Annotated in this window: 12 protein-coding genes and 1 pseudogene; 10 read left to right on the top strand and 3 right to left on the bottom strand. The window is 73.5% G+C overall.

The genetic code is table 11. The features are described 5' to 3' along the window. Nucleotides 1–48: 48 nt before the first annotated feature. From ABD335_RS27895 to ABD335_RS27860, 8 genes are all read left to right on the top strand, one after another. Nucleotides 49–1,053, top strand: coding sequence for an ABC transporter permease (locus ABD335_RS27895; RefSeq protein ID WP_344328455.1), 1,005 nt, complete (start codon nucleotides 49–51; stop codon nucleotides 1,051–1,053). Then, nucleotides 1,053–2,006 carry an ABC transporter permease gene (locus ABD335_RS27890; RefSeq protein WP_344328454.1) on the top strand — a complete coding sequence of 318 codons (954 nt, stop codon included), beginning with the start codon at nucleotides 1,053–1,055 and terminating at the stop codon, nucleotides 2,004–2,006. Before ABD335_RS27895 ends, ABD335_RS27890 begins: the two co-directional genes overlap by 1 nt. 4 nt (nucleotides 2,007–2,010) lie before the next feature. Next, on the top strand, nucleotides 2,011–3,105 hold the full coding sequence (locus ABD335_RS27885) for an ABC transporter ATP-binding protein (RefSeq protein ID WP_344328453.1): 1,095 nt from the start codon (nucleotides 2,011–2,013) through the stop codon (nucleotides 3,103–3,105). Beyond that, nucleotides 3,102–4,190, top strand: a complete 1,089-nt coding sequence (locus tag ABD335_RS27880; protein WP_344328451.1) for an ABC transporter ATP-binding protein — start codon at nucleotides 3,102–3,104, stop codon at nucleotides 4,188–4,190. Before ABD335_RS27885 ends, ABD335_RS27880 begins: the two co-directional genes overlap by 4 nt. Nucleotides 4,191–4,305: 115 nt before the next feature. Further along, nucleotides 4,306–4,971 carry a trimeric intracellular cation channel family protein gene (locus ABD335_RS27875; RefSeq protein WP_344328449.1) on the top strand — a complete coding sequence of 222 codons (666 nt, stop codon included), beginning with the start codon at nucleotides 4,306–4,308 and terminating at the stop codon, nucleotides 4,969–4,971. 53 nt (nucleotides 4,972–5,024) lie between these two features. Then, entirely contained in the window at nucleotides 5,025–5,858 is an 834-nt protein-coding gene (locus tag ABD335_RS27870) for a thioesterase family protein (protein ID WP_344328448.1), read from the top strand. Between the two features lie 249 nt (nucleotides 5,859–6,107). Continuing rightward, nucleotides 6,108–6,584: a Dps family protein gene (locus ABD335_RS27865; RefSeq protein WP_344328446.1), complete on the top strand. Its 477-nt coding sequence runs from the start codon at nucleotides 6,108–6,110 to the stop codon at nucleotides 6,582–6,584. 142 nt (nucleotides 6,585–6,726) lie between these two features. Beyond that, the gene (locus tag ABD335_RS27860) at nucleotides 6,727–7,896 is read left to right on the top strand and encodes a cysteine desulfurase family protein (protein ID WP_344328445.1); all 1,170 of its coding nucleotides are present in this window, start codon (nucleotides 6,727–6,729) and stop codon (nucleotides 7,894–7,896) included. A gap of 70 nt (nucleotides 7,897–7,966) precedes the next feature. Here ABD335_RS27860 and ABD335_RS27855 read toward each other — a convergent pair whose 3' ends face one another. After that, nucleotides 7,967–8,662, bottom strand: coding sequence for an N-acetylmuramoyl-L-alanine amidase (locus tag ABD335_RS27855; RefSeq protein WP_344328444.1), 696 nt, complete (start codon nucleotides 8,660–8,662; stop codon nucleotides 7,967–7,969). A 73-nt stretch (nucleotides 8,663–8,735) separates the two neighbouring features. Between ABD335_RS27855 and mnmA the strand changes: the two genes are divergently transcribed. Together mnmA and ABD335_RS27845 are read left to right on the top strand one after the other, a co-directional pair. Continuing rightward, complete coding sequence (gene mnmA / locus ABD335_RS27850; protein WP_344328441.1) at nucleotides 8,736–9,881, top strand: tRNA 2-thiouridine(34) synthase MnmA; 1,146 nt, start codon at nucleotides 8,736–8,738, stop codon at nucleotides 9,879–9,881. 122 nt (nucleotides 9,882–10,003) lie between these two features. Beyond that, nucleotides 10,004–10,507 carry a GNAT family N-acetyltransferase gene (locus ABD335_RS27845; protein WP_344328925.1) on the top strand — a complete coding sequence of 168 codons (504 nt, stop codon included), beginning with the start codon at nucleotides 10,004–10,006 and terminating at the stop codon, nucleotides 10,505–10,507. A gap of 5 nt (nucleotides 10,508–10,512) precedes the next feature. On the opposite strand, the pseudogene ABD335_RS27840 reads toward ABD335_RS27845, so the two are convergent. Then, nucleotides 10,513–11,052, bottom strand: a pseudogene (locus ABD335_RS27840) (MOSC domain-containing protein); the annotation flags it as partial. Between the two features lie 140 nt (nucleotides 11,053–11,192). Next, on the bottom strand, nucleotides 11,193–12,443 hold the full coding sequence (locus ABD335_RS27835) for a GNAT family N-acetyltransferase (RefSeq protein ID WP_344328439.1): 1,251 nt from the start codon (nucleotides 12,441–12,443) through the stop codon (nucleotides 11,193–11,195). Nucleotides 12,444–12,613: the final 170 nt, after the last annotated feature.

Below are 12,613 nucleotides of genomic sequence, written 5' to 3'. Positions count from 1 at the left end.
CCCGTGGCCGGGCGGACCTGACTGTGAGGAAGAAAGGGGCATCGCGGGGTGTTGCGTCTCGTAGCGCGAAGACTGCTGCAACTCATACCCACCCTGCTGGGCCTGTCGGTTCTGCTGTTCCTCTGGCTGAACCGACTGCCCGGCGGACCCGCGGCGGCCATGCTCGGAGAGCGTGCCACCGCTGCCGACAAGGCCCGCATCGAGGCCGCTCTCGGACTGGACCAGCCGGTGTGGGTCCAGTACGGCCGCTTCCTGAAGCGGCTCTCCGAACTGGACCTGGGCATCTCCACCCAGACCGGGCAGCCGGTGTGGGACGAGTTCACCCGGGCGTTCCCCGCCACGGTGGAACTGGCCTTCGTGGCCATGCTCATCGCCATCGCCGTCGGCGTCCCCCTGGGCTACTTCGCCGCCCGCCGACGCGGAAGCTGGCTGGACGTGACCGCGGTGTCCGGATCCCTGGTGGGCATCTGCATCCCGGTCTTCTTCCTGGCCTTCATCCTCAAGGCGATCTTCGCCGTCCAGCTCGGCTGGTTCCCCAGCTTCGGCCGGCAGACCACCGGCATCGACGCCACCGAGGTGACCGGCTTCTACGTCCTGGACGGCATCCTCACCGGGGAGTTCGACGCCGCCTGGGACGCGCTCATGCACCTGGTGCTGCCCGCGCTGGCGCTGTCGTCGATCCCGCTGGCGATCATCACCCGCATGACCCGGGCCAGCGTGTTGGAGGTGCTCGGCGAGGACTACGTGCGCACCGCCGAGTCCAAGGGCCTGAGCCGGTCGACGGTGCGCGGCCGCCACGTGCTGCGCAACGCGCTGCTGCCGGTGGTGACCGCCATCGGCCTGCTCACCGGCGGCCTGCTGTCGGGGGCGGTGCTCACCGAGTCGGTCTTCGCCTTCGGCGGCATCGGCTCGTTCATCAAGACCGCCATCGACGAGCGCGACTACCCGGTCCTGGTGGGCTTCATCATGTTCATCGCCGCGGCCTACGTCGTCATCAACCTGCTGGTCGACCTCGCCTACAGTCTTATCGATCCGAGAGTGCGGGTGCACTGATGAGCACCAAGACCGACAAGATCGACCGGCTCGCGGAACTCACCGCCGCCACCGAGACCTCCGCGGGCGCCGGCCTGTGGGTCGAGGCGTGGCGCCGGCTGCGGGCCAGCAAGATGGCCGTCATCGGAGCGGCCGTCATCGGCGTGTTCGTGGTGGTGGCGATCGTGGGGCCGTGGATCGCCCCGTACGACCCCACCGCACAGCTCTGGCGCGGCGAGGTCCTCCCCAACCAGAACGTTTTCGTCGGCCCCCGCGGCGAGAACTGGCTGGGGCTGGACCACCTGGCGCGCGACGAGTTCTCCCGGATGCTGGTGGGGGCCCGTCAGACGCTGCTGGTCGGCGTCGTCGCCACCCTGCTGGGCTTCACCGTGGGCGCCGTGATCGGCGGTGTCTCCGGCGCCGCCCTGGTGCTGGGCGGCAAGGTCGGCCGCCGGATCGACACCGTCGTGATGCGCGTCATCGACATCATGCTGGCGCTGCCCTCGCTGCTGCTGGCCGTGTCCGTCGCGGCGGTCCTGGGCCAGTCCCTGACCACCGTGATGATCGCGGTGGGCGTGGTGCAGATCCCCGTCTTCGCCCGACTGCTGCGCGGCGCGATGCTCGCGCAGGGCGGCGCGGACTACGTGCTGGCCGCCCAGGCGCTGGGCGTGCGCAAGCGGCGCATCGCGATCGGGCACGTGCTGCCCAACTCGCTGAGCCCGGTGATCGTCCAGGGCACCCTGAGCCTGGCGACCGCCATCATCGAGGCCGCGGCGCTGTCCTACCTCGGCCTGGGCAACCCGGACGCCGCGCAGCCCGAGTGGGGCGTCATGCTGGCCCAGGCGCAGGACTACTTCGACAGCGCTCCGATGCTCGCGGTCTACCCCGCGCTGGGCATCATCATCACGGCCCTCGGCTTCACCCTGCTGGGCGAGGCGATGCGGGAAGCCCTCGACCCGAAACTGCGGAGTTGATCACATGGCCCTGCTTTCCGTGGACGAACTGACCGTCACCTTCACCGGTCGCGGCCGGCGCGATGTGAAGGCCGTGTCGGGTGTGTCCTTCGACGTCGACCAGGGTCGAGTGGTGGGTCTGGTCGGCGAGTCGGGCTGTGGCAAGTCCGTCACCTCGCTGGCCCTGATGGGGCTGCTGCCCAGGAAGGGCGTGACGGTCGGCGGCCGGGCCGAGTTCGACGGCACCGACCTGCTGTCCCTGAGCCCGGGGAGGATGCGCGACCTGCGCGGCTCCCAACTGGCGATGATCTTCCAGGACCCGCTGTCCTCGCTGAACCCGGTGGTGCCCATCGGCGTCCAGGTCACCGAGATCCTGGCCCGGCACCGGGGGATGAAGGGCGAGGCCGCCCGCAAGGAGGCCGCCGCCCTGCTGGACCGGGTGGGCATCCCGGACCCCACGCGGCGGCTGAAGGAGTACCCGCACCAGCTCTCCGGCGGCATGCGGCAGCGCGCGCTCATCGCGATGGCGGTGGCCTGCGCGCCGCGGCTGCTCATCGCCGACGAGCCGACCACCGCCCTGGACGTGACGATCCAGGCGCAGATCCTGGAGCTGCTCAAGGAACTGGTCGACGAGGAGGGCACCGCCCTGCTGATGATCACCCACGACCTGGGGGTGGTCGCCGGCCTGTGCGATCAGGTCAACGTGCTGTACGCGGGCAAGGTGGTGGAGTCCGCCGCGCGCCGCGAGCTGTTCGAGGCCCCCACCCACCCGTACGCCCACGGGCTGCTGGGCTCCATCCCCCGGCTCGACGCGCCGCGCGGCGAGCCCCTGAAGCCGATCCGGGGCTCCATCAACGACACGATCGCCTGGGCGGACGGCTGCGCCTTCGCGCCCCGCTGCGACCACTACACCCTGGAGTGCCTGCAGGGCGCTCCCGAGCTGAGCGAACCGCGCACGCCGGGCCACCGGGTGCGGTGCGTGAACCCGGTGTTCTCCGGGGGAGTGGACGAGCTGCGCAAGGCGGCGCTGGAGAGCGACGCGGCCGAGACGGCCGACGTGGCCGAGACGGTCGAGACGGCCGGTGCGACCGGTGCGGCCGACAAGGAGGCTGGAGCATGAGCCTGCTCGAACTGAACGGTGTGAAGGTCCACTTCCCGGTCAAGAAGGGCGTCCTCTTCGACCGTACGGTCGGCCACGTCTACGCCGTCGACGGGGTCTCGCTCTCCGTCGAGGCCGGCCAGACCTACGGCCTGGTGGGCGAGTCCGGCTGCGGCAAGACCACGCTCGGCCGGGCGATCCTGCGGCTGGTGGACATCACCGACGGCGAGGTCGTCTTCGACGGCACCGACCTGGCGAAGCTGCCGGGCGAGGAGATGCGCCGCTTCCGCCGCCGGCTCCAGATGGTCTTCCAGGACCCGCTGGGCAGCCTCAACCCCCGGCAGAACATCGAGTCGATCCTCTCCGAGGGGATGGCGGCGCACGGCATCGGCGCGAACCAGGAGGAACGCCGCGAGCGCATCCGCGAGATCCTGGCGAAGGTCGGACTCCCCGCCAACGCGCTCTCCCGCTACCCGCACGAGTTCTCCGGCGGACAGCGGCAGCGCATCGGGATCGCCCGCGCGCTGGTGCTCGAACCGGACGTGATCATCTGCGACGAGCCGGTCTCCGCCCTCGACGTCTCCATCCAGGCGCAGGTGATCAACCTGCTGGAGGAGCTCCAGGAGGCCCTGGGCCTGACGTACGTGGTCATCGCCCACGACCTGGCCGTGGTGCGGCACATCTCCGACGTGGTCGGGGTGATGTACCTGGGGTCGCTGGTGGAGGAGGCACCCAGCGACACGCTGTACGCCGAGCCCCGGCACCCCTACACCAGGGCGCTGATGTCGGCCGTGCCGGTGCCCGACCCGGAGGTGGAGGACAACCGGGAGCGCATCCTGCTCACCGGCGACCTGCCCTCCCCGGCGAACCCGCCGGCCGGCTGCCGCTTCCACACCCGCTGCCCGTGGAAGCAGGACACGCTCTGCGCCACCGACCGCCCCGAGCTGCGGGACCTGGGCGGCGGACACCGGGTGGCCTGCCACTGGGCCGAGGAGATCGCCGAGGGCACGATCAAGCCCTCGGCGAACGCGGCCACGGTCGTCCCGGCCCCCGCCGCCGAGCGGGCGGACGAGCGGGAGGAGAAGGAGACCGCCGCGGCCACGTGAGCCGCGCCGCCGCACCGCCCGGCCCTCCGCGTCCGCGCCGCCCGCCCCGACCCCTGCCGTCGGGACGGGCGGTGCGGCCGTCGGCGGCTCCCACCGGACCTGTTACAACCGGGGGGTGGATCTGTTCACTCCCTCCGTCCAACACTGGCTCGACCTGGCCGGGATCTTCGTCTTCGCCATCTCGGGCGCGCTGCTCGCCGTCCGCAAGAACTTCGACATCGTCGGCATGGCGTCGCTCGCCGTGGTGACCGGGCTGGGCGGTGGGGTGATCCGGGACGTGCTGATCGGGGCCGTGCCCCCGGCGGCCCTCACCGACCTCGGCTACCTGCTGACCCCGCTGGCCGCCACGGCGCTGGTCTTCTTCCTCCACCCCCAGGTGGAGCGGATCAACCGGGCGGTGATGGTCTTCGACGCGGCGGGCCTGGGCCTGTTCTGCGTCACCGGCACCGTCAAGGCGCACGCGTACGGGCTCGGCCTGATCCCCTCGATCGTCATGGGCCTGGCCACGGCCGCGGGCGGCGGCGTCCTGCGCGACGTGCTGGCCAACGAGGTGCCCTCCATGCTGCGCTGGGACCGCGAGATCTACGCCGTCCCGGCCATCGTCGGGTCGACGGCGGTGGTGGTGCTGATCCACACCGACCGGCTCAGCGCGGTGACCAGTGCCCTGGCGGCCACCCTCGCCTTCGTGCTGAGGCTGCTGGCCCTGCGGTACAACCTGCGCGCGCCGCGGGCCTGGCGCCGCCACAGCGGGAGCGCCGACCAGGACGCCGCGGAGGCGTGACGGCCGAACCTCGGCTACCCGTCGGTAACAAAATCCCTGTAGGGTGCACTTCCATGACCGAGGCAACCATCGGTGCCGGCGCGTTCGACCGCGACACGGCCATCACCCCGCGGGGCGAGGGCGTCTACGACGCCGACCTCTCCGCCGACTGGACCATCGGGCACGCCGTCAACGGCGGCTACCTCCTCGCTCTGATCGGCCGGGCCCTCGGCGACGCGCTGCCGCACCCCGACCCCTTCACCATCACCGCGCACTACCTCACCGCCTCGCGCCCCGGCCCCGCGACCGTGCGCACCTCCACCGTCCGCACCGGCCGCACCCTGTCCACCGGCACCGCCTCCCTCGTCCAGATCGACGAGGAGGGCCGGGAGGTCGAGCGCATCCGCGTCCTGGCGAGCTACGGCGACCTGACCGCGCTGCCCGACGACGTCCGCACCAGCGCCGAGCCGCCGCGGATCCCGCCGTACGAGCGCTGCCTCGGGGCTCGGGACGGCATGGACCCCTCGGCGATCCCGCCCATGACCCACCAGATCGACCTGCGCATGGACCCGGCCACCGTCGGCTGGGCGGTGGGCGCGCCCAGCGGGCGCGGCGAGATGCGCGCCTGGTTCGGTCTGGCCGACGGCCGCGACCCCGACCCGATCTCCCTGCTGATGACCGTGGACGCCCTGCCGCCCACCGCCTTCGACCTGGGCCTGTCGGGCTGGGTGCCGACCGTGGAGCTCACCGTCCACGTCCGCCGGCGTCCGGCCCCCGGCCCGCTGCGGGTCTCGATCACCACCCGCAACCTGGCCGGCGGCTTCCTGGAGGAGGACGCCGAGGTCTGGGACAGCGAGGACCGGCTGGTCGCCCAGTCCCGCCAGCTCGCCCGCGCCCTGTCGGCCTGATCCCGCGCCCCGGCCGGGCCGAAGCACCGGCACCGCCGAAGCGCTGCCGAAGCACCGTCGAAGGCCGTCCCCGGAGTCCGTCCGGGGGCGGCCTTCGACGTGCCGCGGGCCACCGCGACGTTCCGCCGACGCGGGCGCTGTGTGAGGCGTACGGATGAGAGTGACGGAGCTTGTCGTGGGTAGCCGGAGGAAGGACGAAAACTAATCAAATAAGACAGGCGTCGTGAGAGAAGCGAAGGTGGTCAAGGGATGTACGCCGTGAAGAGCACGCTGCCCGATCAGGACCTCAAGGTCGTCGGCGAGGCGCTCCAGGGCGCGCTGGTCGATCTGATCGACCTCTCCCTGGTGGCCAAGCAGGTCCACTGGACCGTGATCGGCCCCCGCTTCCGCTCCATCCACCTCCAGCTCGACGAGGTCGTGGAGACCGCGCGCAGCTACTCCGACACCGTCGCCGAGCGCGCCGCGGCCCTGGGCCTGGCCCCCGACGGCCGTGCCGCCAGCGTCGCCGCCGGCACGGGCATCACCGGTGTGGACAGCGGCTGGCACAAGGACGACAAGGCCGTGGAGGTCATGGTCGGCGCCCTGGCCGCCGTCGTGAACCGGATGCGCGAGCGCATGGCCGCCACCGAGCAGCCGGACCCGGTGACCCAGGACATCTTCATCGAGCTCATCGCCGAGCTGGAGAAGCACCACTGGATGTTCCAGGCCGAGCACAAGATCGCCTGAGAACGCCCGAGCACACCGACCACCGCCCCGCCGCGTGATGGCGAGACACGCGGCGAGGCGGTCCCCCGGGAGCGAGGACCGGCCGGTTCCGGCCGGTCCTCGCTCCCGCATCCTCCCGGGCGGCTCGTAGAATCGGGGAACCATGGCCTACCTCGACCACGCCGCCACCACCCCCATGCTCCCGGAGGCGGTGCAGGCGATGACCGCCCAGCTCGGCCTCACCGGCAACGCCTCCTCCCTCCACGCGGCGGGGCGGCGGGCCCGGCGCACCGTGGAGGAGGCCCGCGAGACGCTCGCCGCGGCCCTGGGAGCGCGGCCGAGCGAGGTCGTCTTCACCTCCGGCGGCACCGAGGCCGACAACCTCGCCGTCAAGGGCCTGTACTGGGCGCGGCGCGCCGCCGACCCCGCCCGCGAGCGCGTCCTGGCCAGCCCCGTCGAACACCACGCGGTGCTCGACGCCGTCCACTGGCTCGCCGACCAGGAGGGCGCCCGCGTCGAGTGGCTGCCGGTCGACTCCCTGGGACGGGTGCACCCCGACGCGCTCCGCGAGGCGATCGAACGGAACCCCGACGACGTGGCGCTGGCCACCGTGATGTGGGCGAACAACGAGATCGGCACCGTCCAGCCCGTCTCCGAACTCGCCGCCGTGGCGCGGGAGTTCGGTGTCCCGATGCACGCGGACGCGGTCCAGGCCGTCGGCCAGGTCCCGGTGGACTTCGCGGCCTCGGGACTGGCCGCGATGACCGTCAGCGGCCACAAGATCGGCGGCCCGTACGGCATCGGGGCGCTGCTGCTGGGCCGCGAGTGGGCCCCCACCCCGCTGCTGCACGGCGGCGGCCAGGAGCGCGACGTGCGCTCCGGCACCCTCGACGTCCCCGCCGTCGCCGCCTTCGCGGTCGCCGCGCGGATCGCCGTCGAACGCCGGGAGGAGTTCGCCCGGGAGATCGGCGCACTGCGCGACGCGCTGATCGAGGCCGTGCGCGAGGCGGTGCCCGACGCGGTCCTCGGCGGCGACCCCGACCCGGAGGGGCGGCTGCCGGCCAACGCGCACTTCGCCTTCCCCGGCTGCGAGGGCGACTCCCTGCTCCTCCTCCTCGACGCCCAGGGCATCGAGTGCTCCACGGGCTCGGCCTGCACCGCCGGGGTCGCCCAGCCCAGCCACGTGGTCCTGGCCACGGGCACCGACCCGGACCTGGCCCGCGGCACCCTGCGCTTCTCCTTCGGCCACACCTCCACCAAGGCCGACGTGGACGCGGTGGCCGCCGCCATCGGCCCGGCCGTGGAGCGGGCCCGCGGCGCCGGACTGAGCTGAGCCGGCGGCCGCCGGCCGCGTCACGGCGTGCGCGTCGTCCGCCGTCGCGCCCGGCGCGGGGAACGGAACCTCACGCCCCGCGCACCGGGACGTCCCGGACCATCCGCAGATAGCGGTCCCAGTCCCAGTGCGGGCCGGGATCGGTGTGGTCGGTGCCGGGGACCTCGACGTGGCCGACGATGTGCTCGCGGTCCCGGGGCAGCCCGTACCGGTCGCATATCCCGGCGACCAGCTCGGCCGACGCGCGGTAGGTGGCGTCGGTGATGGTCTCGGCGCGGTCCACGAAGCCCTCGTGCTCGATGCCGATGCTGCGCTCGTTGTACGCGCGGTCGCCCGCGTGGTAGGCCACGTCCAACTCCCGCACCATCTGCGCCACGTGCCCGTCGGAGGTCCGCACCACGTAGTGGGTGGCGGCACCGTGGGAGGGGTCCTGGAAGACCTTCACGGCCACGTCGTAGCCGCCCTGGATGACGTGGATCACCACCCGGTCGACGGTGTAGTCGTACGGCCGGTCGGCCCGCCGCCAGTTCGCGTCGGACGCCGGTATCCACTCCGCGCCCGGATGGTCCACCTCGCCCTCGGCGCGCGGCCGGTCCACCCCCGGCACCCGCCACCACAGGCGGGACGCGTCGTCGCGGGCCGCGTAGCCGATGGCGCCCAGGCCCACCGCGGCACCTCCGATCAACAGGGCACGGCGGCCGACCGACCGCCCCTTCCGGGCCTTCCGCGCCGCCGCTCGCGGGCCGAGGGCTTCTCTCTCGCTCACGGCCCGCACAACGCTCGGGATCACCCGTTCGGTTCCACGGCTCCGCGCGTGGCCCCGTACCCTGGGGAGCGCTATGACTGACACGCCGCACGCGCCGAACCCCGCGCCCCGCCTCCGCGTCCTCGCCGCCATGTCCGGCGGCGTCGACTCCGCCGTCGCCGCCGCCCGCGCGGTGGAAGCGGGCCACGACGTCACCGGCGTCCACCTCGCCCTGTCGGCGAACCCGCAGTCCTTCCGCACCGGCGCCCGCGGCTGCTGCACCATCGAGGACTCCCGCGACGCCCGCCGCGCCGCCGACGTCATCGGCATCCCCTTCTACGTGTGGGACCTCGCCGAGCGCTTCCGCCAAGACGTGGTGGAGGACTTCATCGCCGAGTACGAGGCCGGCCGCACCCCCAACCCCTGCCTGCGCTGCAACGAGAAGATCAAGTTCGCGGCGCTGCTGGACAAGGCCCTGGCGCTGGGCTTCGACGCGGTGTGCACCGGCCACTACGCCACCATCGTGGTCCGCGAGGACGGCACCCGCGAGCTGCACCGCGCCGCCGACGCCGCCAAGGACCAGAGCTACGTCCTCGGCGTGCTCGACGAGCGGCAGCTCGCCCACGCCATGTTCCCCCTCGGCGACACCCCCACCACCAAGGAGGAGATCCGCGCCGAGGCCGAGCGCCGCGGCCTGGCCGTCGCCCGCAAGCCCGACAGCCACGACATCTGCTTCATCGCCGACGGCGACACCCAGGGCTTCCTCGCCAAGCACCTGGGCACCGCCGAGGGCGACATCGTCGACGAGGACGGGAACAAGCTCGGCACCCACTCCGGCGCGTACGGCTTCACCGTCGGCCAGCGCAAGGGGCTGCGCATCGGCCACCCCGCCCCCGACGGCAAGCCGCGCTACGTCCTGGACATCTCCCCGGTGGACAACACGGTCACCGTCGGTCCGGCCTCCGCCCTGGACGTGGTCGCCCTGACCGCCGTCCGCCCCCGCTGGTGCGGCACCCCGCCCACCGGCCCCGGCACCTACACCGCCCAGCTCCGCGCGCACGGCGGCGAGACCGAGGTGACGGCGGAGATGGTGGACGGCGAGCTGCGGGTGACCTTCACCGAGCCGGTCCGCGGCGTCGCCCCGGGCCAGGCGATCGTCCTCTACGACGGCACCCGCGTCGTCGGCTCGGCCACCATCGCCGCCACCGAGCGCCGGGGAGCGGCGGCCACGAGGAGCTGACGCTCCGCACCCGCGCCGGGCCGGACGGGCGGCCCCGACGACGTGAACGGCCTCGCCGGTCGCGGCGGGACAATCCCGTTGCCGGGCGGGCGGCGCCCGGATAGCGTCCGCGCGTGACCACGCTGCCCCCGCCCCTGCGCACCGAACGCCTGCTCCTGGAGCCGTACGTCCCGGCGGACGAGGAGGACTTCGTCGCCCTGTTCCGGGACGCGAGGGTCGCCCGCTGGATGGGCGACGGGCCCCTGTCCGAGGCCGAGGCCCGGGCCCTGTTCGGGCGGGTCTTCACCACGGTCCACGCCCAGGGGCTGTTCGACGTCTGGGCGGTGCGCGAGGACGGCCGCCACGTCGGGCACGCCGAGATCAAGCGCACCGACGAGACCGGCGGCCACGAGATCGTCTACGCCCTGGCCCCCGCCGCGTGGGGACGCGGGCTGGGCACCGAGGTCGCCGAGGCGCTCGTCGCCCACGGCTTCGACACCCTCGGCCTGGCCGAGGTCCACGCCACCGTGGCCGCGCCCAACGCCGCCTCGCTCCGCCTGTTGGGCAGGATCGGTTTCACGCACGTCCGCGACATCACCGAGGACGACGGCACCGTCACCCGCGTCCTGACCCGTCGGGCCGGCTGAGGTCGGACCCGCTCCAGGGGCCGGTGCGGTCCGTCCGGCAGTTCGACCTCGATCGCGTCGCCGGGGCGCACCACGCCGCCGGTCCTGACGACGCTCATCACCCCGGCCTTGCGGACGACGTGGCCGTCCTCGTCGCGGCCGACGACCTGCTTCGGCAGGCCCGGCCGGAAGTTCTCGATCCGGAGGCAGGGGTTGCGCAGTCCGGTGAGCTCCACGACCGCCTCGCCGCCGAGGCGCAGCAGCGTGCCCGTGGGCGGGCCGAGCAGGTCGACGCCGCGGGTGGTGATGTTCTCGCCGAGCTGCCCCGGCCGCACGTCGAACCCCGCCCCGCCGACCTCGTCGAACAACTCCTCGTGGATCAGGTGCACTTGGCGCAGGTTCGGCTGGGTGGGGTCCTGGGCGACGCGCGAGCGGTGCTTGACCGTCACCCCCGCGTGGACGTCCCCCTCCACCCCGAGCCCGGCGAGCAGCGTGATGCCGTCCCGGTTCGGCTTGGTGAACGAGTACGTGCCGTTGCCGCCGACCGCCGTGACCGTCCCGCCCATCGAGCGGCCCCCCTTCGTCCGTGGCACCGATGCCGTCCGGTGCCGCCGGCGCCGTCCTGCCGGGAGCCCAGCCCCGCCTCCCGCCGCCGCGAAGGGGGCTGGACGGCGGGGCGGGCGGGGGCGCGGGGCTCGGTACGGGCTCAGTACAGGGGGAACGCCCAGCCGCCGGGGTAGAAGGACTCCCGGTCGCCGCGGAAGGCGCGCGTGGCGCGGGCCAGCGCGCCCGGCCGCAGCTCCCGGACCAGACCCGCGGCCGCCAGCGACGCCAGCGTCGTACCGCCCAGGAAGGCCGCGCCCAGCTCGGCCGGGGTCAGCCGCAGATCGGCGGGTGCCGTGGTGCGTTCGCAGGTCACCGCGTCGCCGTCGGCCTGGAGGCGGTGGCGCCCGGTGTTCCACGGGCAGAAGTCGTCCTCGACGTCCAGGACCAGGTCCAGCGGAGCCGAGTAGCGGCGTCCCGCCAGGGCCCGGCCGACGTCGACCGGCCGCACCCACAGCCGGTCGACCACGGTCGAGCGCACCGCCCGCGCCTCCACCAGCAGGTGCGGCAGCGGCTCGTCCACCGCCCCCTCGTACTCGATCCACGGCATCAGGTCGATCCCCGCCAGGAAGCGCCACAGCGCGGCGTACGCCGGGAGCGAGAGCGCCGCCAGCTCCTCGACCCGCACGACGCCGGCGCTGCCGCTCGCGGCGTCCCATGCCGTCTTGTGCCGGTAGAGGGCGTATCCGGTGACCCGGCCGTCCGGCTCCCGGTGCACGGCGAAACGCAGCGAGGTCGCGCCGTCGCGCGCGTACGGCTCGTCGAACAGGCGGACGGTCCAGTGGCTGTCGTCCCGGTCGGGCCAGCCGACCGAGCCGCCGCGGACCCGGTCGTAGACCTCCTCGATCAGGGGACGGGCCCGGGCGCGGTCCACCAAGTGGACGGTCCCGTCGCCGAAGTCCGTTCCGGGACGGAAGCGCAGGGAGCGCCTCTCGCAGCGGAGCAGGCTCCCCCGCGTGGCGGGACCGTAGCCGAAGCGGCCGTAGATCGCGGCCTCGGTGGGACGCAGCGCGGCGATCGGCTCGTCGCCGCGCTCGTACACGTCGGTCAGCAGCCGGCGCATCATCGAGGTGAGGATGCCGCGGCGCCGGTGGGTGGGGGCCACCCCGACCGAGGCGACGCCCGCGACCGGCATGACGGCTCCCGGGACCGTCAGCAGGCGGGCGTAGACGGACGCGCCGCCCACGGGCGTGTCCCCGTCGAAGGCGGCGACGGTGCGGTCCAGCGCGGTGGCGGCACGTTGGTTCGCGAGTTCTTCATCGGTCCGGTCGGCGCCGTAGGTGTCGGCGATCATGCGGGCCCAGGCGTCGAACTCGGCGTCGGTGACGGTGCGGAGCGGATGGGGATCGGTCATCGCGCCCGTTCTAGCCGACGCGCGGCGACCGCGCGAGCGGTTTTCGGGGCACCACGGGAACCACCGTGCGCGGGGCCGGGGATCGGGAGGACGGTCGGCGAGGAACCGAGGAGAGACCGGCCATGGCCCCCGCGACCGTCGGGCGGCGGCCGCGGGGACGGGGAGGCCCG

It is taken from the genome of Streptomyces macrosporus, from assembly GCF_039533145.1.
Taxonomy (GTDB): domain Bacteria; phylum Actinomycetota; class Actinomycetes; order Streptomycetales; family Streptomycetaceae; genus Streptomyces; species Streptomyces macrosporus.
The sequence above is the reverse complement of the archived record's forward strand: the minus strand, read 5'-3'. Positions and strand labels throughout refer to the sequence as shown.

Bases quoted from the DNA above. Each gene is read 5' to 3' on its own strand.
- ABD335_RS27885 (WP_344328453.1), top strand. From the start codon at position 2,011: ATGGCCCTGCTTTCCGTGGACGAACTGACCGTCACCTTCACCGGTCGC.
- ABD335_RS27890 (WP_344328454.1), top strand. From the start codon at position 1,053: ATGAGCACCAAGACCGACAAGATCGACCGGCTCGCGGAACTCACCGCC.
- ABD335_RS27880 (WP_344328451.1), top strand. From the start codon at position 3,102: ATGAGCCTGCTCGAACTGAACGGTGTGAAGGTCCACTTCCCGGTCAAG.
- ABD335_RS27870 (WP_344328448.1), top strand. From the start codon at position 5,025: ATGACCGAGGCAACCATCGGTGCCGGCGCGTTCGACCGCGACACGGCC.
- mnmA (WP_344328441.1), top strand. From the start codon at position 8,736: ATGACTGACACGCCGCACGCGCCGAACCCCGCGCCCCGCCTCCGCGTC.
- ABD335_RS27865 (WP_344328446.1), top strand. From the start codon at position 6,108: ATGTACGCCGTGAAGAGCACGCTGCCCGATCAGGACCTCAAGGTCGTC.
- ABD335_RS27835 (WP_344328439.1), bottom strand. From the start codon at position 12,443: ATGACCGATCCCCATCCGCTCCGCACCGTCACCGACGCCGAGTTCGAC.
- ABD335_RS27860 (WP_344328445.1), top strand. From the start codon at position 6,727: ATGGCCTACCTCGACCACGCCGCCACCACCCCCATGCTCCCGGAGGCG.